A 21,583-nucleotide genomic window follows, 5' to 3' on the forward strand; every position below is an offset into this window, starting at 1 on the left:
GAAACAATAGAGACACCATTCAGAAACGGATTGTGGGTAAGCTCTATACGTAAGCAAGGGAACCAGCGGGGCCATCCCGTCTGATCGTTCTGTTTACCAAAACTCATATCTCACCAGGGAGTCACCTGCACATGTTTACCAGTCCAGAAGAAGTCTTGGCATATATTGCCGATGAGGACATCAAGTTCGTCGATATCCGTTTCACCGACCTGCCAGGCGTACAGCAGCACTTCAACGTGCCTGCAAAGTCCGTAGACGCCGACTTCTTCGTCAACGGCCAGCTTTTCGATGGTTCTTCCATCCGCGGCTTCGCTGGCATCTCTGAATCAGACATGCAGTTGATCCCAGATGTCACCACCGGCTTCATCGATCCATTCCGTATCGAGAAGACCTTGGCTTTCAACTTCTCCATCATCAACCCACGTACCGGTGAGCCTTACCACCGTGACCCACGTGGCGTTGCAGAGCGTGCCGAGGCTTACCTCGAGTCGACCGGCATTGCTGACACCGCATTCTTCGCTCCAGAAGCTGAATTCTTTATCTTCGAAGATGTTCGTTACGAATCGAAGCCAGAAGGCGCGTTCTACAAGATCGATTCTGACGAAGCTCCATGGAACACCGGCCGCAAGGAAGAGGGTGGCAACCAGGGTTACAAGACTGCCTTCAAGGGCGGTTACTTCCCAGTTGCTCCAACTGACAAACAGGCTGACCTGCGTGACGCTATCTGCGTTGAGCTGGACAAGGCTGGCCTCGAAGTTGAGCGTAGCCACCACGAAGTTGGCGCAGCCGGCCAGGCTGAGATCAACTACAAGTTCAACACCATGGTTCACGCTGCTGACGAACTGATGCTCTTCAAGTACGTCGTCAAGAACGTAGCCGATGCTTGGGGCAAGTCCGCAACCTTCATGCCAAAGCCAGTCTTCGGCGACAACGGTTCGGGCATGCACGTTCACCAGTCGCTGTGGACCGGTGGCGAGCCACTGTTCTACGACGAGAAGGGCTACGCTGGCCTGTCCGACGTTGCTCGCTGGTACATCGGTGGCCTGCTGAAGCACGCATCTGCTGTGCTTGCATTCACCAACCCAACCGTGAACTCCTACCGTCGTCTGGTCAAGGGCTTCGAAGCTCCAGTGAACATGGTTTACTCGCAGGGTAACCGCTCGGCTGGTATCCGTATCCCAATCACCGGTTCGAACCCTAAGGCAAAGCGCATCGAGTTCCGCGCACCAGATGCTTCCTCAAACCCATACTTGGCATTCGCTGCACAGCTGATGGCAGGCCTGGACGGCATCAAGAACCGTATCGAGCCAGCTGAGCCAATCGATAAGGATCTCTACGAGCTTCCAGCAGAAGAAGCCAAGGACATCCAGCGTGCACCTGAGAGCCTTGAAGAGGCCCTGAAGGCATTGGAAGCAGATCACGAGTTCTTGCTCGAAGGTGGAGTATTCACCGAAGACCTGATCAGCACTTGGGTTGAGTACAAGCGCGAAAACGAAATCAAGCCACTGAGCCTGCGTCCGAACCCATACGAGTTCGACCTGTACTACGGCTGCTAATCACGCTCCTGCCATAAGGGCAGACTGATTAGTCGAAGCTGGGTCCCACCACTTTTGGTGGGACCCAGCTTTTTGTCATTGTTAGTCTGTAAACATGGATATTTCCGATTGGGTGAGCGTACAACGTGAAGACGGCGAGACGGTAGGCTACCTCCAACCTGTCACGCCCGACTACTCTCTAGTGATCCCCCGCAATATCTTGGGACACGCAATCGCTGAACCACACGAATATTCTGCAGCTGAATACCTTTTGGAAGAACGCGGCATCGCTGAGCTGATGAGTAACTGGAGACTTGATGCTCAAGAACAAGAGAAGACAGAAGAACTCACAATCCTAGAGGTCTCACCTCTCGGCATTGTGTTGGCTAACGCTCTGCGAGTCAAAGCTTTGGAAGCTACCGAACGGATCCACGTGATGTGGCCAGACGTGGAGCAAAGGCTCACAGTTACAACAAAAAGCCACCGGTAGCCAAAGAGGCTTTTGCCCCTACTCCCCTCTGACCTATGAAGGTTCTCTAAGCAACGCTGTGGCGTAGCGACGGCGTGTGTACTTCTGCGCAAGCAACAGTAACGGGAATATTATTCGCCAGCGCAGTCGATCTGATGGCGCTGTCAGTGAGCGGATCACTAGGAAGATGCCGGCCTGTTCACGAACGAGAATGAACGCCTCTTCCCCACTGACAGGATGGCCTGACAGCGTCTTATAGGCAAAGCCAACACGTGAGCTTTCCTCGATGACATCCACGACTTCGATAGGTTCGTCGATGCTCATCGGTCCCAGCCTGACACGTAATTCAGGGTGTGCACCGATAGCTACTCGTGGTTGCCCGGTAACGGCAAACCCGCTTCGTGTCTTGATTTCCCAGTGAAGTAAAGCATCACAACTGCGTTCCCAGAGCGTTTCACCAGAGCCAAGATAGACCTTGCGTTCCCAGCGTCGATAGCCGGCCGAAGCAGTTGTCCACTGATTCAGTTGGATCTGGGTCAAAGACACTTTGAGCTAGTCTTCAAAACCGTAGAAGAGCAGTTCAAAAATACTTCGCGCGTGACGAGTAGCCCTAAGGTAATCTTCTTCGAGCTCTACACCGAAGTGCGGCTCGTAACCACACCAGCGGGCCACGGCTTCCATGTCCCGCGACGAGCTTGGCAGAACATCGCTTGAACGCCCGGAGGTAATGATCTCAGCGCTACGAATACGCGTGGCTAAACGCCAGGCATTCGCCAACTGTTCAGCATCATCTTCCGTGATCAGTTCAATCTTTGCCAGCTCTTCTAGTGCCTTCAAGGTTGAGGTTGTGCGCAGCGACTCGTGCTGCCAGGCATACTGCAGCTGATAGAACTGCACCAGCCATTCAATATCCGACAGTGAACCGCGACCCAATTTTAGATGCCGGTTGGGATCTGCACCGCGAGGAAGTCGTTCAGATTCAACACGTGCTTTGATCTTACGAATGTCGCGAATTTCGCTCTCTTCCAGTCCCTTGCCGTAGCGAACAGGTTTGATCAACGCGATAAAGTCGTCTGCCAGCTCAGCATCGCCAGCGAAGGGACGCGCTCTTTGCAAAGCTTGGCGTTCCCATACTTCTGCCCATCGTGCGTAGTAGGAAGCGTAGGCGTCGATGGAACGCACCAAGATCCCCTGTCGTCCTTCGGGACGAAGGTCAGAATCCACCTTGAGTTTTACCTCAGCAGGAATTGCTGGCTTCAGCGGCTTCGAGGTCCACGAGATCAACTCAGTGACTACTCGCAGTGCTTGTTCCTGAGCAGCTTGAGCTGGCGCACCAGGAACGGAACGCTGGACAAATAGGACATCTGCGTCAGATCCATAACCAATTTCTCGACCACCTTGTCGACCCATCGCAATGACCGAAATAACCGCCTGCTCACCGTGCTTTTCTTGATCCGCGCTCAACAGAACCCTTAGCACGCCGTCAATCATCGCTCCATCGATGTTCGACAGTGCCTGACCGACCTCGTCAACCGTGAGCAGTCCTGCGCCATCGGCCAGAGCCACACGCAAGAACTCACGCCGGCGCACCATGCGAATCATCCTGATTGCGCTCTCTGGCTGCTTGGTGCGGTGAATGATCGACTGGTTTTGCTGTAAGAGACTCTCAAGGCTCTGCGGTGCCAAGGATGCATCCGAACCCAGCCAGGCGGCCGCTGCAGGCTCATTGGCAAGCAGGTCCGTCAGGAAGCGGGTGTTGGACAATAAATGGCTCAGGCGCTCGGCTGCGGCGTTGGTATCACGCAGCATGCCCAAGAACCAGTGCGTCTTGCCTAAGGATTCACTGAGTCGGCGGAATCCAAGTAACCCCGCGTCAGGGTCAACACCACGAGCAAACCAGTCCAAGAGCACCGGTAGCAGCTGTCGTTGCAGCGAGGACCTGCGCGACACTCCACCGGTCAACGCCTCAATGTGGCGCATAGCGGCTTTAGGGTCAAGATAACCTAGTGCACGCAAGCGTGCTTGGGCCGACTCGGCAGTCAGCCTGACGTCATCAGCGGAGAGGTTGGAGGCGCTGACCAACAGTGGACGGTAGAAGATGCGCTCATGAAGCGAACGCACCATACGCTTGGTCTCGTTCCAGCGGCGCATCAACTTTTCTGGGCTGGTCGGCTGAAGGTCCCCTGCGCCTCGAATGGAGCGCGCCAGAATTCGCTGCGCAGATTCGGCCCGTGGCATTAGGTGCGTACGGCGTAGCTGGCTGAGCTGGATACGGTGCTCTAATAAACGTAAAAAGCGGTAGGAATCATCAAAGTTTGTCGCATCTTCACGGCCAATGTAACCAATATGGCTTAGTGCGTGAATTGCTAGTGTGGTCGTCGGAATTTGAATGTCCCGGTCGACTCGCCCATGCACCAGCTGCAGCAACTGCACGGTGAATTCCACGTCGCGCAATCCGCCAGGGCCGAGCTTGATCTGCCAGACAATATCATCTTTGGAAATATTGTCGCTGACTCGTCGACGCATCGCCTGTACTGATTCAACAAATCCATCACGCTCTGAGCTAGACCACACCATGGGGGAAACCATGCGCTCATAAGAGCGACCCAACTCCTGGACCCCGGCAATGCAACGGGCCTTGAGCAGTGCCTGGAATTCCCACGAATGAGCCCAGCGACGATAGTAAGCCTCGTGGGATGACAAGGTGCGGGTTAGCGCGCCGTCTTTGCCTTCGGGACGCAGGTTGGCGTCGACTTCCCAGAGCATTGGTTCCGGGCCCGGAACCATCAAAGCTCGTGCGGTATTGCCGCACAGGACCGTGGCGATAGCGGAAGCTAGATCATCTTCGATACCCGGGGCAGAACCGTGCACATAAATGACGTCCACATCAGAGATGTAGTTCAGTTCGCGAGCGCCACATTTACCCATCCCAATGATGGAGACCTTCACGCGGTCCACGTCTTGCGCATCGTACTGTTCGGCAGCTTCAGCGCGGGCTATAGCCAGCGCGCCTTCCAATGCAGCCCCAGCCATATCGGCTAATTCGGCGGCCACGTTGGGTAGGATCCGTTGCGGGTTGCTGGCTCCAAGATCTCGATGGGCTAGCGCAAGTAATGCCTTGCGGTAACTGGTGCGCAATCGCTGGCGGCCCTCGGCTCCAGTGAATGAGGAAACCCAGTGACCACCGGTTGTACGCTTGGCATCAATTGATGCCAGCATGCTCTCCACTAGATGTTCAGGCGTAGCTTGCTCAAACTCAGTGGAAGGCGCAGTGCGCACCGTCTCCAGTGCCTCGGGACAACGAATCAGGAACTCACCAAGCGCTGAGGAACTGCCAAGCAGTCTAACCAAGCCCTGGCAGGTTTCAGGATCCGAGAAAATCTTGATTGCCTCGGGATGACGATCCACTAAGCGCAACGCCAAGAGCAATGACTGATCAGGATCTGGAGCATGGGCCATCTTGCTCACGATCAGCTTCGGATCAATCGGGGCGAGCTCCGGTGATTGCAGGAACTTTTTGGCCCGTTCGATATCGCTGAAACCAGCGTTGATCAATGATCGTGAGGATACGTCTGGCATGGTGATTCTTATGTCTTCCACAAATCGCCGCGTGCAAGCACGCGGCGATTTCTCTAGAGGGTACTCAGATTCTTGGTGAGCTCAAACGGGGTGACTACCTGACGGTATTCTTCCCATTCAGCTTTTTTGTTAGAGATGAAGGAGTTGAAAACCTGCTCGCCGAGGATCTCGGCCATCAGCTCGGATTCCTCCATCACGCGCAGTGCTTCGTGCAAGCTACCTGGCAGCGGGACGTGCCCTGAGGCGCGACGTTCTGCGGTGGACAGGTTCCACACGTCATCTTCGGTTGGCTCCTCCAGCTCATAGCCGTCGCGGATACCCTTCAGACCTGCACCAAGCAGGCAAGCGTAGGCGAGGTATGGGTTGGCTGCCGAGTCAATGCCACGGTATTCAACGCGAGCGCTCTGACCCTTGCCTGGCTTGTACAGCGGAACGCGTAGCAGTGCCGAACGGTTGTTGTGACCCCACGAGCGGTGGCTCGGAGCTTCTCCCCCGCCCCACAGGCGCTTGTACGAGTTCACGTACTGGTTGGTCACCGCGGTCATCTCTGGTGCGTGGTGCAAAATACCCGCAATAAACGAGCGTGCTACGTCAGAGAGCTGGTATTCACGACCGGCTTCGAAGAAGGCATTGCTGTCTCCTTCAAAGAGCGAGAAGTGAGTGTGCATGCCGCTACCTGGATGTTCTGAGAACGGCTTCGGCATGAAGGTTGCGTGAATGCCCTTTTGCATCGCCATCTCTTTGATGACGGTACGGAAGGTCATGATGTTATCTGCAGTCTGCAATGCGTCCGCGTAACGAAGGTCGATTTCGTTCTGGCCTGGGCCGGTCTCGTGGTGCGAGAACTCTACGGAAATACCCAAAGCTTCAAGCGTCGTTACCGAAGCACGGCGGAAGTCCTGGCCAACGCCATCCGGCACGTGGTCAAAGTAGCCACCGGTGTCGATTGGCTGCGGACGCCCATTGGCGTCAAGCTGATCGTCCTTGAGGAGGTAAAACTCAATTTCAGGGTGCGTATAGCAGGTGAAGCCCATGTTGGACGCTTCGGTGAGCTGTCGCTTGAGAACCTGACGAGGATCCGCGTTGGACGGCTGACCTTCTGGGGTCAGGATGTCGCAGAACATTCGGGAAGTCGGTTCGACTTCACCGCGCCATGGCAAGATCTGGAAGGTTGATGGATCCGGCTGAAGCAACATGTCGGATTCTGAGATTCGTGACAGGCCGTCAATTGACGAACCGTCGAAGCCCAGACCCTCTTCAAAGGCGTCTTCAACTTCAGCAGGCGCCAACGCAACGGATTTCAGTGAACCAACTACGTCGGTAAACCACATTCGCACAAATCGAACGTCACGTTCTTCAATGGTGCGCAGCACAAATTCCTGCTGACGATCCATTATCCACCACCTTTGGATTTCTGATATCCGGACCTGATCACGGCCGGTAAGAAAAATTGACCTGTGGCAACACTATATCGGTTCCGGCCGGGCCGATGGACAAGCATCGCCCAGTCCAAGTGCGATAAAGTCATTTTATGCCTCAACCATACCTAGGGAATCCTGATAAAGGCCCGTCCCGCATCCGAATTCATCACCTTCAGCAGGCAAAAGATCGCGGCGAAAAATTCGCGATGTTAACTGCCTATGACGTAATGATGGCCGAAATTTTTGATTCAGCAGGAATTGAGATCCTGCTGGTTGGCGATTCTGCAGCAAATACCGTGCTTGGCTACAGTTCAACGTTGCCGATCACGCTGGATGAAATGTTGGTGTTCACCAAGGCCGTTGCCAACGGCACCAAACGTGCCATGGTTGTCGCCGATCTGCCTTTCGGAAGTTACGAGCAATCCCCCGCACAGGCCGTCGAGTCCGCAGTGCGCCTTTTGAAAGAGGGCGGCGCCCACGCCGTGAAGATGGAGGGAACCGCGCAGTACGCTGCACATGTGAAAGCCATGGTCCTCGCTGGCGTTCCGGTCATCGGTCATATCGGTTTCACCCCGCAAGCAGAGCACGCATTGGGTGGTTACCGCGTACAAGGTCGCGGTGATGCTGTGGAACAGATGAAAACCGATGCATTGGCTTTCCAAGACGCTGGAGCTTTTGCCATCCTCATCGAAATGGTGCCAAGTGATGCGGCAGCGCAAGTTGATGCCGCGTTGCGCGTCCCGACCGTCGGCATTGGCGCCGGTTCAGCCACTACCGGACAGGTATTGGTGTGGCAGGACATGCTGGGCCTAGGTGAGCGACGCACTCCGCGCTTCGTCAAAAAGTATGCAGATCTTCGCAGCGTAGTTGGACAGGCTGTCAGCGAGTACCACCAGGACGTCCTGAACGGATCATTCCCGTCCGATGAATACGAATTCAAAGAGTAGTATCGCGGCCTAGAACTATCTATGCCTAGAACTAACTAAGGCGATGGCGGAACAGGTGATTACTCACTTGTTCCGCCACCGCCTTAGTTGTGCACGATCGCTGCATCCGTTAGGAGCGAACGACTACTGCTCGTCTTCCTCGGATTCGTCCCACGCTTCGTTGCGTGCCTGCACCTTGGTCATAGCAGCTTCGGCTTCGGCAGCAGTTTCGTAAGGGCCCAACAACTGCGACCAATCAGACTGTGGTCCCTTTTCCACGCTCTTGGTGGAAACGTTGTACCAGTATTGTCCTTCATCAGGGGTGCCAGCTGAACTCATCGCAAACTCCTTAATTCTAGGTTCGTACGTCCACTTACACGTTAGCCCACCAACCAGAAAATAGGTGGAACACCACCTACAAGTTGGCCAGAAACGCGCCAGGCTAAAACCTGCATGAAGCTAGAATTAGTTTCATGGCTACTGCTGCAACTGCACCAATTGGAAACTTGACCGCTGGCACCGTCTCCCCCGAGCTTCCGGTGCCCAAACACATCGAACGGCCTGAGTACGTTGGCAAAAAAGAGCCTTCGGAGAACTCCGCTTCAGAAGTGAAGAGCCCCGAGGTTATCGAACGTATCCGTGTTGCTTCTCGAATTGCGGCTCAAGCTCTTGAAGAAGTTGGTAAGGCCTGCCAGCCCGGAATTACCACCGATGCGCTGGACCGACTCGGTCACGAGTTCCTCATGGACCACAACGCTTACCCATCCACCTTGGGTTACCGCGGCTTCCCCAAGTCCCTTTGCTCCTCACTGAACGAAGTCATCTGCCATGGCATCCCTGATACCACCGTGCTGCAAGATGGTGACATCATCAACATTGATATCACTGCGTACATTGGTGGAGTTCACGGCGATAACAACGCGACATTCCTCGTTGGTGACGTTGATGAAGAATCGCGTCTATTGGTAGAACGCACTGAAAATTCACTCAAGCGTGCCATCAAGGCTGTGATGCCAGGACGTGAAATCAACGTCATTGGCCGCAGTATCGAGACCTACGCCAAGCGGTTTGGCTACGGGGTTGTCAAAGACTTTACCGGCCACGGTGTGGGCGAATCCTTCCACTCCGGCCTGATCATCCCGCACTATGATGCGGCTCCTGCCTACAACACGTTGATTGAGCCGGGCATGGTCTTCACCATCGAGCCAATGTTGACCTTGGGCACCATTGACTGGGATATGTGGGCCGATGATTGGACTGTCACCACCAAGGACAAGAAGCGCACCGCTCAGTTTGAGCACACGCTGCTGGTGACCGACGACGGTGCAGAGATCCTAACCCTGCCGTAAGGTCTCTGTCTAAGAAAAAGCGAATGCCGGTATTCAAACCAAGGTTTGAATACCGGCATTCGCGTTAATAAGCGTTGAGTCTATTCTGCGGTCAATGGACGCTGAGTACCCTGAGGCGTAGTACTTCGTCGATCGCGCAGACGTCCAATGGCGCTTTCGAAGTCCGAGAGCGACTGGAAGTTGTGATAAACACTGGCAAAGCGCAGGTAAGCCACTTCGTCCAAACGCGAGAGCGGCTCCAAAATTGCAAGCCCAACCTGGTGCGCAGGAATTTCTGCCGCACCTGAGGTACGCACGGCCTCTTCCACTTCCTGTGCCAGAACGGCAAGGTCGTGGTCAGTAACTGGGCGCCCTTGGCAAGCCTTACGCACACCATTGATCACCTTGTTGCGGGAGAACGGTTCCACAGCACCTGACTGCTTAAGAACACTCAAGCTCGCGGTCTCGGTGGTGGTGAAGCGTCGAGAACACGCTGTGCACTGGCGACGGCGACGGATTGACACGCCGTCGTCAGCAACTCGGCTGTCGACCACGCGGGAATCTGCGTTACGGCAATACGGGCAATTCATGGCACCTCCGTCTTTGGCCAGTGAAGCATTCTCGATTACGCGGGCGACGAGAATCCACTCATGTCACCTACAAGTTTAGCGCCTAATGAGCGTTTCGTACTGCTACCGCGTCACCGTGCGCTGGTAGGTCCTCCGCGTTGGCCAGATTGATCACGTGGGCAGCGACATCGCTCAGCGCGGCCTCGCTGTAATTAATGACCTGAATAGCTTTTAAGAAGGTATTCACGTTCAGTCCCGATGCGTGGACAGCGGTGCCGTTGGTAGGCAGTACGTGATTCGAACCGGCGCAGTAGTCCCCCAAAGACACTGGCGCGTAGGAGCCGACAAATACGGCGCCGGCCGCGGTAATGCGCGCTGCCGTGGCTTGCGGATCCTGCACCATGATTTCGAGGTGTTCGGCCGCGTAAGCGTTGGCAACTTCAATGCCCTGTTCCAAATCCTTGATCAGGATAATGGCGGACTGGGTTCCCGACAGTGCCTCACGGACTCGCTGCGAGTGCTTGGTGTTCGCTACCTGGCCTACTAGTTCACCACGAACTGCACTGGCCAACTTTTCGGAATCAGTAATCAATACTGCTGCCGCGTTAGCGTCGTGTTCAGCCTGCGAGATCATGTCGGCGGCAACAAACTTTGCACTGGCGGTGTCATCAGCCAAGATCGCAATTTCCGTAGGACCAGCCTCGGCGTCGATACCCACAACACCCTTAACCAGTCGCTTTGCGGTAGCGACAAAAACGTTGCCCGGACCGGAAATCACGTCAACAGGTTCGATACCACCGCGTTGATCATTTTCAACCTCCACACCATAGGCGAAAGCCGCAACAGCTTGGGCGCCACCCATTGCGTGAACCTCATCAATGCCCAGTAACTTAGCTGCAGCCAAGATGGTTGGGTGTGGCAAGCCACCAAATTCTTTTTGTGGTGGGCTGGCCAAAGCTAGTGAACTAACCCCTGCGGCCTGCGCCGGCACAGTATTCATAATGACTGACGATGGGTACACCGCAAGACCACCAGGTACGTAGAGTCCTACACGACGCACAGCAACCCAGCGTTGGGTGACGGTGGCACCATTTGAGTAACCGACCTCGATATCCTGCGGGCGCTGGGCAGCAGCAAAGACGCGTGCGCGAGCGATGGATTCTTCCAGTGCTTCACGAACCAGAGGATCCAGTTCTGCAAGAGCTCGATCCAGCTCATGCTGTGGCACGCGGGTGTGTTCCAGTTCCACATGATCAAAGCGCTTGGCAAGCTCCTTAAGCGTTTCCATGCCACGAGCTCGAACGTCATCGATGATGCCTTGAACCGCAACGGTTGCCGTCTGCGTGTTCATTTCGGGGCGTGGAAGGTGTGCCTTGAGCTGCGCATAGCTCAGGGTTTCATTGCGCCAGTCGATAGTGGCGAGGTCTGAAAATTCGGTGTCTTCAATAGTGCTCACACATCAAGCTTAACGCCGATGACCGGGCGAGGTTTTATTGATTACCTCACCCGGTCACTAAAACTGTGCTTACACGTCCAAACAATGCGGGCCGAGCAGCACCTTGAGGTCCCCAAACAGGGCTGGATTCGGATTAACTCGGAAGTTCATTCCCAGTCGCATCAATGAGGTACCGCGGCTACCGGTGAGCTTAACGCGCACTTCGGTATTGCCACTATGGGTGCGAAGTACATCGCCCAGTCGTTGCACCAGTGATTCAGTAGCCTTGTGCGTTGGAATGCCAATGACCACTGGACCGCCGTTGGCGTCCTCGGAAATTTCCGGGATCATCATCTCTTGTGCGTTGAGCGTGATTGATCCATCATCGCGTCGCTGGACGCGTCCCTTGATGACCACGAGCAGGTCATCGGCTAGGATCTCGGCAATCGGCTGGTAGGCCTGCCCGAAGAACATCACTTCCATCGAGCCCGAAAGATCTTCGATTTCACAGCGCGCGTACGGGTTGCCACTCTTCTTGGCAATTCGACGCTGCAATCCGGAAATCATGCCCGCGATGGAAATGATGTGCCCATCTTGAGGTCCATCATCAGAAAGTACGTGGGTGACAGGCATATCCGCATATTGGTCAAGCGCTGAGCCCAAACCCTGCAACGGGTGATCAGATACGTATAGTCCGAGCATGTCACGCTCGTAGGCGAGCTTTTCCTTCTTGTCCCAGTCCGGCAGGTCCGGGATGGCAACATTCATCGATTCTGAAGCTTCGTCAGAACCCAACGCACTGAAGAGGTCAAACTGGTTGGCTGCTTCGTTGCGCTTCAACTGAATCACCGAGTCGACGGCTTCTTCGTGGATCGCTACCAGGGCTCGACGCGGATGCTTCAGCGAGTCAAAGGCGCCGGCTTTGATCAGTGATTCAATGGTTCGCTTGTTGCAAACTACTGCTGGAACCTTGCTCAGGAAGTCACTGAAGTCGTTGTAGTTTCCCTTTTCTTTACGGGCCTCGACGATGCCGGCCACGGCGTTGGTACCAACGTTTCGAATAGCGCCCATACCAAAGCGGATGTCCTTACCCACTGGGGTAAAGTTCAGCGCCGATTCGTTAACATCCGGTGGCAAAACGGTGATGCCGATGTGGCGACATTCGTTCAGGTACAGCGCAAGCTTGTCTTTGTCGTCACCAACCGAGGTCAGCAGCGCCGCCATGTATTCGGCAGGGTAATGCGCTTTGAGGTATGCGGTCCAGTAGGAAACCACACCATAGGCGGCCGAGTGGGCTTTGTTGAAGGCGTAGTCCGAGAATGGAAGCAGAATATCCCACAGCGTCTTCACCGCAGCGTCGGAATACCCGTTGTCGTTCATACCCTGTTTGAAGCCTGCAAACTGCTTATCCAGTTCAGACTTCTTCTTTTTACCCATGGCACGGCGCAAAATATCTGCCTGACCCAGGGAGTACCCGGCCAGCTTCTGCGCGATCGCCATAACCTGCTCTTGGTAAACGATCAGGCCATAGGTTCCACCGAGGATATCGGCCAGTGGCTCTTCAAGCTCAGGGTGGATCGGGGTAACTTCCTGCAGACCCGTTTTGCGCAAGGCATAGTTGGTGTGCGAGTTAGCACCCATGGGGCCTGGACGGTAAAGCGCGATAACTGCGGAGATGTCTTCAAAGTTATCCGGGCGCATCATTTTCAGCAGCGAGCGCATCGGACCGCCATCAAGCTGGAACACGCCTAGCGTGTCACCGCGAGCTAGCAGGTTATAAGCCTCGACATCTTCAATGCCCAGGGTTTCCAGATCGATTTCGTCGCCGGTGTTGTACCGGACGTTTTCCAAAGCATCGGAAATGATGGTGAGGTTACGCAGACCCAAGAAGTCCATCTTGATCAGGCCTAGGCCTTCACAGGTTGGGTAATCGAACTGCGTGATGACCTGTCCGTCTTGGATACGGCGCATAATTGGGACCACATCAATGATGGGATCAGAACTCATGATGACGCCGGCCGCGTGCACGCCCCATTGTCGCTTTAGACCTTCAAGGCCCTTGGCAGTTTCAAAGACGCGGGCAGCTTCCGGGTCATTAGCGACCAGGTTACGGAAATCCCCAGCTTCGGAATAACGCTTAGCTTCGGGGTTTTCAATATCGTTCAGGGCAATATCCTTGGCCATCACCGCTGGCGGTAGGGCCTTGGTTAGGGTTTCACCCATGCTGAAGGGATAGCCCAGCACACGCGAGGAATCCTTCAGCGCCTGTTTGGTCTTGATCGAACCATAGGTAACGATCATGGATACACGTTCATCGCCATACTTCTCGGTCACGTACTTGATGACCTCAGAACGGCGGCGATCATCGAAGTCGACGTCGAAGTCGGGCATGGAAACACGTTCAGGGTTCAAGAAACGCTCGAAGATCAAACCATGGACCAGTGGGTCCAAGTCCGTAATACGCATAGCGTAAGCAACCATCGAACCTGCACCAGAACCACGTCCTGGACCAACGCGAATTCCGTTGCTCTTGGACCAGTTGATGAAGTCCGCAACAACCAGGAAGTAACCCGGGAAACCCATCTTGATGATGACATCAAGCTCGTAGTCCGCCTGCTTGCGTGAAGCTTCGGGAATTCCGTCCGGGTACCGGTAGTGAAGACCCCTGTCGACTTCCTTGATCAGCCAGCTGGTTTCATCCTCGCCTGGCGGGCAAGGGAACTTTGGCATGTAGTTGGCGTTGGTATCAAAGTCGACTTCAACGCGGTCTGCGATAGCTAGGGTGTTGTCACAGGCTTCGGGGAATTCCTTGAAAAGTTCGCGCATTTCTCGCGCACTCTTGAGGTAGTAGCCGGTGCCGGAGAACGCAAAGCGGCTACCGCCTTGATCATAGGTCGGCTCATCAAGGGTCGAGCCCGAGTTGATGGCCAGCAAGGCTTCGTGAGCCTTAGCGTCTTCTTCATGGGTGTAGTGCAGGTCGTTGGTGGCAACGAGCGGAATGTCCAGTTCTTTGGCAAGACGAAGCAAATCCTTGGTAATGCGCCGCTCGATTTCCAGCCCGTGGTCCATGATCTCGCAGAAGTAGTTCTCTTTACCAAAAAGATCTTGCAGCTCAGCAGCTGCAGCTTTGGCTGCGTCGTACTGGCCCAGACGCAATTTGGTTTGCACTTCACCCGAAGGGCAACCGGTGGTGGCGATAATGCCTTCGTGGTGTTCGTTGAGAAGCTCTCGATCCCAGCGTGGGTATTTACCAAATACGGAGTCTAGCGATGCCCGCGATGAACCTTTAAAGAGGTTGTTCATGCCTACGTTGTTATAGGACAGGAGCGTCATGTGGTTATACAGACCACCACCGGAAACGTCGTCGCCTTTTTGCGACTCGTCGGTACGCCACTTCACACGGGTTTTATCGTTACGGGCAGTGCCCGGAGTGACATACGCTTCGACGCCAATGATGGGCTTGACCCCAGCGCCGGTGGCTTGCCTCCAGAAGTCGAAGGCCCCGAAGAGATAGCCGTGATCCGTAATCGCCAGGGACTCCATGCCTTGACGATTAGCCTCAGCAAAAAGTTCGCCGAGTCGGGCAGCACCGTCCAGCATGGAATATTCGGTGTGGGTATGAAGATGAACAAATCCGTCGCGTGTAGCACTCACCCAAACAGTCTAACGACTCTTCGGGACCCTTTGGGTCACCACAGCCCACCCGGTGGCTGTGGTTATCCCGACAGGTTGCCTCTGGCACGGTGAGGTGCCATGCGATCTGCCTTAGTAGTCGCCTTCGCGTAGCAACTCAAGAGCACCGTCAAGGTCTGTTGGGTAGTCACTTTCGTATTCAACCCACTGCCCAGACACGGGGTGACTGAAGCCCAATCGCTTGGCATGTAGCCACTGCCGAGTCAAGCCCAGAGCTGCCCCGAGCTTGGGATCTGCACCGTAGGTTTGGTCTCCGGCGCAGGGGTGTCCAAAGGCGGAGAAGTGCACACGGATCTGGTGTGTTCGACCGGTCTCCAAATGAACTTCAACCAGTGAAGCACGACTAAAAGCTTCGATGACCTTGTAGTGGGTCACCGATTGGCGTCCGCCTTCAAGGACGGCGAACTTCCAGTCATGCCCTGGGTGGCGTCCGATGGGTGCATCGATGGTGCCCTCCAGCGGATCAGGTAACCCTTGGACGACAGCGTGATAGATCTTTTTTGGGGTGCGTTCCTTGAAAGCTCGTTTCAGGGCGGTATAGGCACGCTCCGACTTTGCGACCACCATCAGTCCGCTAGTTCCAACGTCCAGACGGTGAACGATCCCCTGACGCTCTGCTGCACCCGAGGTAGAAATGTTGTAGCCCTCCGCCATGAGAGCGCCCACCACAGTGGGGCCAACCCACCCAGGAGAAGGATGGGCTGCTACGCCGACCGGCTTGTCGATGACTACATAGTCATCGTCATCAGCGATGATCTTCAGCTCTTCCACTTTCTCAACCTTAATTTCTAATGGATCACGTTGTGGCGGGATGGTCACATATAGCTGGTCACCGGCTTTAAGCTTCACAGCTTTTGAAACCGTGCGGCCATTCACTTGTATCTGTGAGTCCTTGCACAGGCTTAGAGCAAGCGTTCGAGGAATCTGAAGGCTACGTGCCAAGTAGGCATCTAGCCGTGCCCCTACGTCGTCCGGGTCCACAAGTAGTTCGTACGTTGTCGTCTCTGAGGAAATCAAGGCTTAGGCTCCGTTTCATCCAACCCGTGGTCCTCTTCTGCTGGCGAATCTCCGATGGTTCCATCAAGGTTTCGACCGCGAATGAGCATATAAGCGACGGCGATCATCGAACAGACGATAAAGGAGTCGGCAACATTGAAGATTGCGAAGTGATTCACGGAGAACATGTCTACTACGTGACCAAATCCAAAGGCTGGGTCGCGGAAAATGCGGTCCCCTAGATTCCCTAGGACTCCGCCGAGCAAAGCGCCCAGTGCGATCGCCCAGCTGCGTACTAGTACTTTGCGGCTGAGTAGGTAAATGACGAAGACCGCTACTGCTGCTTGGAGTATGGCAAAGATGATGGTGAAGTTTTCTCCGATGGAGAATGCTGCACCAGGGTTCAAAATATAGTGAATGCTCAAGAAGCCTGGAATGACTTCAAATGATTCACCAAGATGCATGTTCTGCTCCACCGCGATCTTCACGACTTGGTCCAGTACCAAGGCGATCAGGGCAATAACTAGGCCCAGGCCCAGAAACTTTTTGGGTGACAGGGATTTGTTCCCCGATTGAACTGCGTCCACAGTAATACCTATTGATTCCTCTTAAACGTCAACGGTGGTGCCCGGATATTATCCGTGCACCACCGTTGATCTTACTAGATAGCTAGATCAGGTTTTGACCTGTCAGCGACTAGTTCGACTTGGTTGCGTCTGCATCGATCGAACCCTGGGACTCAAGGTCACGCAGCTGTCCTTCGATGTAGGTCTTCAGGCGAGCACGGTAATCGCGCTCGAATCCACGAAGCTGCTCAAGCTTACGTTCGAGAACCGACTTCTGCTGTTCCAGAGCCGACAAGGTCTTGCGGCTCTTTTCCTCTGCAGAGGTAACCAGCGTGTTCGCCTCGGTCTTTGCGTCCGAGATGATCTTGTCGCGCTGCTCAACACCGGAGGCAACGTACTCATCGTGCAAGCGCTGAGCCATCGACAGCACGTTGGCTGCCGACTCTGCGGATTCGCTACGAGGAGCGGCTGCTGGAGTTGCAGCGGCAGCTGATGCAGTCGAAGCAGCAGGTGCTGGAGCGGCAGCAGGTGCTGCGGCTGGCTTCTCTGCAACCGCAGGCTTTGCTTCAGCCTTCTTCTCTTCAACAACCGGCTTTGCAGCTGGAGTTGCAGCCTTAGCTGGCTCTGCTGGCTTAGTTTCGGTCTTCTTCTCCTCAGCAGGCTTTGCTGCTGGAGCTGCCGAAACTGGTGCAGGAACGGTCTGTTCCTTCGATACCGAACCGGCATCTTCACCAAGCTCAGCAAGTCGGCTGCGGAGAGTTTCGTTCTCACCGGTCAGGCGACGCAGCTCCACTACGATCTCGTCGAGGAAGTCATCTACCTCGTCTTGGTCATAGCCTTCACGGAACTTGGTCGGCTGAAACCGCTTATTGACTACGTCTTCTGGCGTTAAAGCCATTGGGTCACCTCAATACTGGGATCATTTCCGCACGACCATGTCTTGCCTTGCGAAACACTTACCTTTGTTGTCAGTGTCGCGACCGGTGAAGTCGGAGCACTATTTCCTAAAGGATATAACGATTTGGACACTAAATACGAAATCAAGCTTACGCTCGTGTCTCATATTCTTTGAATCTACAGGGTTTGGACTCACAGAACAATCCCTGTTCTAGACGAAAACCGCCTAATCAGATCCCTGTACTGGTACCTACGCTGTACACCACTGCTTTGACAAGCATTACAACGATGAACAACAGCAGAAACGACAGGTCAAGACGAATTCCGCCAAGATCTAGTGGTTTGATTCTCCTGCGCAACCAGCGCAGTGGAGGATCAGTAATCGACACGATTGCAGTAGCTGCAATCAATGCGATGCCTTTGGGTTGCCAGTGGCGAGCAAAGCTTTCAGTAATATCCAGCACAATTCGCATCAGCAGTAGAATCTGCAGAATTGCTAAAGCGAGATAGATGATCCCGAACACCATTTGTGTGTGTGCTCCTGGGCTCTTAGCTTTGGTTGAAGAAAGTAGCCTGAGCTTCAGACTTCTTGTGGTCTTCTCCCAGCACCTCAACGGTTGAAGGAGAAAGTAGGAAGACCTTGTTAGTCACGCGCTCGATTGAGCCGTGCAAGGCGAAAACTAGTCCGGCGGAGAAATCAACGAGGCGCTTGGCATCGGTCTCGCCCATATCGGTGACGTTCATAATCACCGGGATTCCGTCACGGAAGTTCTCACCGATGATCTTGGCATCGTTGTAAGAACGTGGGTGAACGGTTGTAATCTGACGCAATTCGGAATCCTCATCCCGTACTGAAGGGGCACGCTTGATTGGGGTGACCGGAGCACGGTATTCCGTCTCTGGTTCTCTAGCTTGTGATTGCGCTGCAGCTGGCCTTGCGACAGCTTGCGGACGTGGGGTTTCTGCAGGGCGCTGCGATGGAGCAGCATCCTCAACAACACGCACCTGGCTTTTAGGCTCGGAGTATGCTGATTGGGTTTCTTCTTGCTCGACGGCGTCCGCCAAGCCGAGATATACCATTGCCTTACGTAGACCGTCAGCCACGATGTTTCTCCTCGTTTATCCCTTGCATGCAACCCCATTGCATGCTTCCGCTACTCCGACGCTACCGTACAAATTTCTGCAGACATCGTTTATTCGTTCAATTCTGCGCGGTGTGTCGCGCACGCCTACGCTGCGGACCAAATCAGTCCAGCAAGTCGCCCGGCACTTGGTGTGCGACGGTACGAATAATAGCTTTCGTTTTCCAAGGTACAGACCTCGCTTTGGCGTACCTGAACCCCGAGCTCAACAAGCTCTCGTTCGGCCGAAGCCGGCAAATCAAGTCCTGCACTCCCCCAGCGAGTTTCAGATCGAATACCCGCCCGGAGCGACTCGGACTCCTCCGCCATTTCGGTTGATACTTCGTAGCATCGTCCGCATATAGAAGGTCCAATAATCGCTTCGATTTGATCTGCACCCAACGACCGAAGCTCTTGGACCGTACGAGTGAGAATATTATCGAGCAGTCCGCGACGTCCTGCATGCGTTGCTGCGGTGAACGTGCGATCAGCTTGTGCATCTGTGCCAACAAAGAGCACCGGAAGACAATCAGCGACCATTACAGCCAATGGCTGCTTGCCCGTAGGATCAACCAATCCATCACAAGTAGGTGCCGGCGGTTCAAGCCATGAGCTACGCTCCACCGGTTGCACTTTGAAGACATCGGCTGAGTGCACCTGGTTCATGAAATTAAGCGAGAAACGCCGAACCCCGATCGAGTCTTCCACCCGGCTACGATTCTCCGCTACCAGGCGGGGATCGTCATCCACGTGCAAGGCGAGGTTTCCCTCTTCTTGCGACGTAAACGCCAACTGAATACTCGGATCGAGCTCCGACGTGAAATGTAGCACTGCTCAGCTTCTCGCTGTTTTTACTTCAGGAAGTCAGGAACATCCAGATCGTCGTTCGAACCGTTGAGGTCCGAATCGACAACGTCAGGAAGATCCTGGAACGAGCCGTTGTTCTCAGCAGGCTTTTCTTCAGCAACCGGAGCTGGCTTTGCAGCTGCAGGTGCCGCAGGGGCCTGGCGCTCAGGTACTGATGCAGGTACTGGCTCAACTGGACGCGAAGATACAGCTGGCTTTGCTGCAACCGGTGCCATTGGCTTGCTGGTTACATCTGGCTCGTCAAAACCAGCAGCAATCACGGTGACGCGTGCTTCATCGCCCAGGGCATCGTCAATGACGGCACCGAAGATGATGTTAGCTTCCGGGTGAGCAACTTCCTGCACCAGGCGAGCGGCTTCGTTGATTTCGAACAGACCGAGGTCCGAGCCACCCTGGATGGAGAGCAACACGCCGTGTGCGCCATCGATGGATGCTTCAAGAAGTGGCGAAGCGATTGCGAGTTCGGCAGCCTTGACTGCACGATCCTCACCGCGCGCCGAGCCGATACCCATGAGTGCGGAACCCGCACCCTGCATAACAGACTTAACGTCGGCGAAGTCCAAGTTGATCAAACCGGAGGTAGTGATCAAGTCGGTGATGCCCTGCACACCGGAGAGCAGGACCTGGTCGGCCTGGCGGAATGCATCCAGAACCGAAACGTTGCGATCCGAGATCGAGAGCAGTCGATCATTCGGAATCACGATCAAAGTATCTACTTCGTCGCGCAGAGCTTCAATGCCCGACTCGGCGGAGTTCGCACGACGGCGACCTTCGAAGGTGAACGGACGGGTGACAACACCGATGGTCAGTGCACCAAGCGAACGCGCAATGCGTGCAACTACTGGTGCGCCACCAGTACCGGTGCCACCGCCTTCGCCAGCGGTAACGAAGACCATGTCTGCGCCACGTAGGACGTCTTCGATTTCTTCTACATGATCTTCAGCTGCCTGGCGTCCCACATCAGGGTTAGCACCAGCGCCCAGGCCGCGAGTAAGTTCGCGTCCTACGTCTAGTTTGACGTCGGCATCACTCATAAGCAGAGCCTGAGCATCGGTGTTAATGGCGATAAATTCTACGCCTTTAAGACCGACTTCGATCATTCGATTGACTGCGTTTACACCGCCACCGCCGATTCCGACGACTTTAATGACCGCGAGGTAATTCTGTGGAGCTGCCACGTCCCGCTTCCCTTGTTAGATGTGCTACATATGTCACGACTTCAGCTCAAAACCTTCATCTTTAGCCTTAAGCTTTAGGTTCTGTCAAGCTGTCGTTATAAGAAACGCTATGAGTCGTGTGGTCTTTGTGCAACGACCGCCGAGGCGTGTCGCTTGTTCAAAACTATCTTTCCAGAATTTGTCGGCTTATTCGTCCTCCCGCGCCCATAAGGCCGAGACTTAATAAACCACTGGATTCTCTGGGTTGGTAACGTCGATGGTGGTCTTGGCTGAATCCTTGTCGCCAAGCTCTTTCACGAAAATCTTCGCTACCTGGTTTTTTAGTGCAGACTTCGTATTGTCTCCCCAAATCAGCGTGCGCTTCTTGGGAAGGGCAAGTTCTGCAAAGCCTGCTTTGGACAGGGTCGCTGTTGTAACTTCCTTCAACACTTCCTGATCCACTGAGCTCAAGATGCTGGTCAACAACTTAAACTTCTCAGGGTCCTTGGTTTCATTGCTGGCTTTGATCTTCGGAAGTTTCGTCTTGTCTTTTTTGCCCAAGGTACGAAGCTTCTTGCCGGTCTCAGAGACTAGATACTGCTTGTCGCCATCAACCAAGATGGCCACCGGATCCGCCTCGATAACTTCTACCACCAAGGTATTTGGCATCTGTGCTTTAACGACCACACTGTCGATGGCTGGCTGCTCACCGATCAGTTCCTGAACCTTGGACTCCGAAATTCGTGGAAGGGGAGTGCCCTTCAGCGGCTCCAAAGATTGCGTCAACTTTTTAGCGTCAGTCAGCTTGGTGCCAGAGACTTCAATTTTCTTCGCTGCCAGCAAAGGAGAAAAACTCAAAATAAGCACTGCAACGAGGCTGAGCACCACAATGCTCACCGAGATAATGATCAGCAGCTTACGTCGCTTCTTCTCCGGACTTTCCGGAAGTACTACGACTTTTGATTCTTCACCCATGGAACGCCTTGTGTGGTTGGTACGACCAATGTCATTGGCCTACGACTAT

General features: G+C 54.5%; 19 protein-coding genes. 4 read left to right on the forward strand and 15 right to left on the reverse strand.

The features are described 5' to 3' along the window. The first annotated feature begins 131 nt into the window (after positions 1-131). Both glnA (EYR88_RS04665) and EYR88_RS04670 read left to right on the forward strand, forming a co-directional pair. Complete coding sequence (gene glnA / locus EYR88_RS04665) at positions 132-1,556, forward strand: type I glutamate--ammonia ligase (RefSeq protein WP_131088540.1); 1,425 nt, start codon at positions 132-134, stop codon at positions 1,554-1,556. A 94-nt stretch (positions 1,557-1,650) separates the two neighbouring features. Continuing rightward, positions 1,651-2,025: a hypothetical protein gene (locus EYR88_RS04670; RefSeq protein WP_131088541.1), complete on the forward strand. Its 375-nt coding sequence runs from the start codon at positions 1,651-1,653 to the stop codon at positions 2,023-2,025. A 33-nt stretch (positions 2,026-2,058) separates the two neighbouring features. On the opposite strand, the gene EYR88_RS04675 is transcribed toward EYR88_RS04670, so the two are convergent. The 3 genes from EYR88_RS04675 to glnA (EYR88_RS04685) are packed head-to-tail and all read right to left on the reverse strand — an operon-like array spanning position 2,059 to position 6,977. Beyond that, the gene (locus tag EYR88_RS04675; RefSeq protein WP_131088542.1) at positions 2,059-2,550 is read right to left on the reverse strand and encodes a DUF1990 domain-containing protein; all 492 of its coding nucleotides are present in this window, start codon (positions 2,548-2,550) and stop codon (positions 2,059-2,061) included. Between the two features lie 6 nt (positions 2,551-2,556). Beyond that, entirely contained in the window at positions 2,557-5,583 is a 3,027-nt protein-coding gene (locus EYR88_RS04680; RefSeq protein WP_131088543.1) for a bifunctional [glutamine synthetase] adenylyltransferase/[glutamine synthetase]-adenylyl-L-tyrosine phosphorylase, read from the reverse strand. A 53-nt stretch (positions 5,584-5,636) separates the two neighbouring features. Continuing rightward, entirely contained in the window at positions 5,637-6,977 is a 1,341-nt protein-coding gene (gene glnA, locus EYR88_RS04685; RefSeq protein WP_131088544.1) for a type I glutamate--ammonia ligase, read from the reverse strand. Between the two features lie 137 nt (positions 6,978-7,114). On the opposite strand from glnA (EYR88_RS04685), the gene panB reads away from it, so the two are divergent. Continuing rightward, on the forward strand, positions 7,115-7,951 hold the full coding sequence (gene panB / locus EYR88_RS04690) for a 3-methyl-2-oxobutanoate hydroxymethyltransferase (RefSeq protein ID WP_131088545.1): 837 nt from the start codon (positions 7,115-7,117) through the stop codon (positions 7,949-7,951). Between the two features lie 123 nt (positions 7,952-8,074). Here panB and EYR88_RS04695 read toward each other — a convergent pair whose 3' ends face one another. Next, positions 8,075-8,269: an SPOR domain-containing protein gene (locus EYR88_RS04695; protein ID WP_131088546.1), complete on the reverse strand. Its 195-nt coding sequence runs from the start codon at positions 8,267-8,269 to the stop codon at positions 8,075-8,077. A gap of 134 nt (positions 8,270-8,403) precedes the next feature. On the opposite strand from EYR88_RS04695, the gene map reads away from it, so the two are divergent. Then, a complete protein-coding gene (gene map / locus EYR88_RS04700; RefSeq protein WP_131088547.1) occupies positions 8,404-9,279 on the forward strand; it encodes a type I methionyl aminopeptidase in 876 nt (291 codons plus the stop codon). 80 nt (positions 9,280-9,359) lie between these two features. On the opposite strand, the gene nrdR is transcribed toward map, so the two are convergent. The 11 genes from nrdR to EYR88_RS04755 all read right to left on the reverse strand — a co-directional run bounded on the left by nrdR (position 9,360) and on the right by EYR88_RS04755 (position 21,534). Then, positions 9,360-9,848: a transcriptional regulator NrdR gene (gene nrdR / locus EYR88_RS04705; protein WP_131088548.1), complete on the reverse strand. Its 489-nt coding sequence runs from the start codon at positions 9,846-9,848 to the stop codon at positions 9,360-9,362. A gap of 82 nt (positions 9,849-9,930) precedes the next feature. Next, positions 9,931-11,283 carry a histidinol dehydrogenase gene (gene hisD, locus EYR88_RS04710; RefSeq protein ID WP_131088549.1) on the reverse strand — a complete coding sequence of 451 codons (1,353 nt, stop codon included), beginning with the start codon at positions 11,281-11,283 and terminating at the stop codon, positions 9,931-9,933. A gap of 69 nt (positions 11,284-11,352) precedes the next feature. Then, positions 11,353-14,916, reverse strand: a complete 3,564-nt coding sequence (gene dnaE / locus EYR88_RS04715) for a DNA polymerase III subunit alpha (RefSeq protein WP_131088550.1) — start codon at positions 14,914-14,916, stop codon at positions 11,353-11,355. 111 nt (positions 14,917-15,027) lie between these two features. Next, a complete protein-coding gene (locus tag EYR88_RS04720) occupies positions 15,028-15,972 on the reverse strand; it encodes an RluA family pseudouridine synthase (RefSeq protein WP_131088551.1) in 945 nt (314 codons plus the stop codon). Further along, positions 15,969-16,538: a signal peptidase II gene (gene lspA / locus EYR88_RS04725; protein WP_242632452.1), complete on the reverse strand. Its 570-nt coding sequence runs from the start codon at positions 16,536-16,538 to the stop codon at positions 15,969-15,971. Before lspA ends, EYR88_RS04720 begins: the two co-directional genes overlap by 4 nt. A 109-nt stretch (positions 16,539-16,647) precedes the next feature. Further along, the gene (locus tag EYR88_RS04730; RefSeq protein WP_131088552.1) at positions 16,648-17,415 is read right to left on the reverse strand and encodes a DivIVA domain-containing protein; all 768 of its coding nucleotides are present in this window, start codon (positions 17,413-17,415) and stop codon (positions 16,648-16,650) included. 229 nt (positions 17,416-17,644) lie between these two features. Then, positions 17,645-17,941 carry a YggT family protein gene (locus tag EYR88_RS04735; RefSeq protein ID WP_131088553.1) on the reverse strand — a complete coding sequence of 99 codons (297 nt, stop codon included), beginning with the start codon at positions 17,939-17,941 and terminating at the stop codon, positions 17,645-17,647. A gap of 22 nt (positions 17,942-17,963) precedes the next feature. Next, positions 17,964-18,518, reverse strand: a complete 555-nt coding sequence (gene sepF, locus EYR88_RS04740) for a cell division protein SepF (RefSeq protein ID WP_131088554.1) — start codon at positions 18,516-18,518, stop codon at positions 17,964-17,966. Between the two features lie 125 nt (positions 18,519-18,643). Further along, complete coding sequence (locus EYR88_RS04745; RefSeq protein WP_131088555.1) at positions 18,644-19,366, reverse strand: polyphenol oxidase family protein; 723 nt, start codon at positions 19,364-19,366, stop codon at positions 18,644-18,646. A gap of 20 nt (positions 19,367-19,386) precedes the next feature. Then, the gene (gene ftsZ / locus EYR88_RS04750) at positions 19,387-20,580 is read right to left on the reverse strand and encodes a cell division protein FtsZ (RefSeq protein ID WP_131088556.1); all 1,194 of its coding nucleotides are present in this window, start codon (positions 20,578-20,580) and stop codon (positions 19,387-19,389) included. Between the two features lie 219 nt (positions 20,581-20,799). Next, on the reverse strand, positions 20,800-21,534 hold the full coding sequence (locus EYR88_RS04755) for an FtsQ-type POTRA domain-containing protein (RefSeq protein ID WP_131088557.1): 735 nt from the start codon (positions 21,532-21,534) through the stop codon (positions 20,800-20,802). Between the last annotated feature and the right edge of the window lie 49 nt (positions 21,535-21,583).

Source organism: Arthrobacter sp. S41 (assembly GCF_004320535.1).
In the GTDB taxonomy this organism is placed as follows: Bacteria; Actinomycetota; Actinomycetes; order Actinomycetales; family Micrococcaceae; genus Glutamicibacter.

What these genes read in the sequence shown, in the direction of transcription:
- glnA (WP_131088540.1), top strand. Translation starts at nt 132, where the DNA reads ATGTTTACCAGTCCAGAAGAAGTCTTGGCATATATTGCCGATGAGGAC.
- EYR88_RS04670 (WP_131088541.1), top strand. Translation starts at nt 1,651, where the DNA reads ATGGATATTTCCGATTGGGTGAGCGTACAACGTGAAGACGGCGAGACG.
- EYR88_RS04680 (WP_131088543.1), bottom strand. Translation starts at nt 5,583, where the DNA reads ATGCCAGACGTATCCTCACGATCATTGATCAACGCTGGTTTCAGCGAT.
- glnA (WP_131088544.1), bottom strand. Translation starts at nt 6,977, where the DNA reads ATGGATCGTCAGCAGGAATTTGTGCTGCGCACCATTGAAGAACGTGAC.
- panB (WP_131088545.1), top strand. Translation starts at nt 7,115, where the DNA reads ATGCCTCAACCATACCTAGGGAATCCTGATAAAGGCCCGTCCCGCATC.
- EYR88_RS04695 (WP_131088546.1), bottom strand. Translation starts at nt 8,269, where the DNA reads ATGAGTTCAGCTGGCACCCCTGATGAAGGACAATACTGGTACAACGTT.
- map (WP_131088547.1), top strand. Translation starts at nt 8,404, where the DNA reads ATGGCTACTGCTGCAACTGCACCAATTGGAAACTTGACCGCTGGCACC.
- nrdR (WP_131088548.1), bottom strand. Translation starts at nt 9,848, where the DNA reads ATGAATTGCCCGTATTGCCGTAACGCAGATTCCCGCGTGGTCGACAGC.
- EYR88_RS04730 (WP_131088552.1), bottom strand. Translation starts at nt 17,415, where the DNA reads ATGGCTTTAACGCCAGAAGACGTAGTCAATAAGCGGTTTCAGCCGACC.
- EYR88_RS04735 (WP_131088553.1), bottom strand. Translation starts at nt 17,941, where the DNA reads ATGGTGTTCGGGATCATCTATCTCGCTTTAGCAATTCTGCAGATTCTA.
- EYR88_RS04755 (WP_131088557.1), bottom strand. Translation starts at nt 21,534, where the DNA reads ATGGGTGAAGAATCAAAAGTCGTAGTACTTCCGGAAAGTCCGGAGAAG.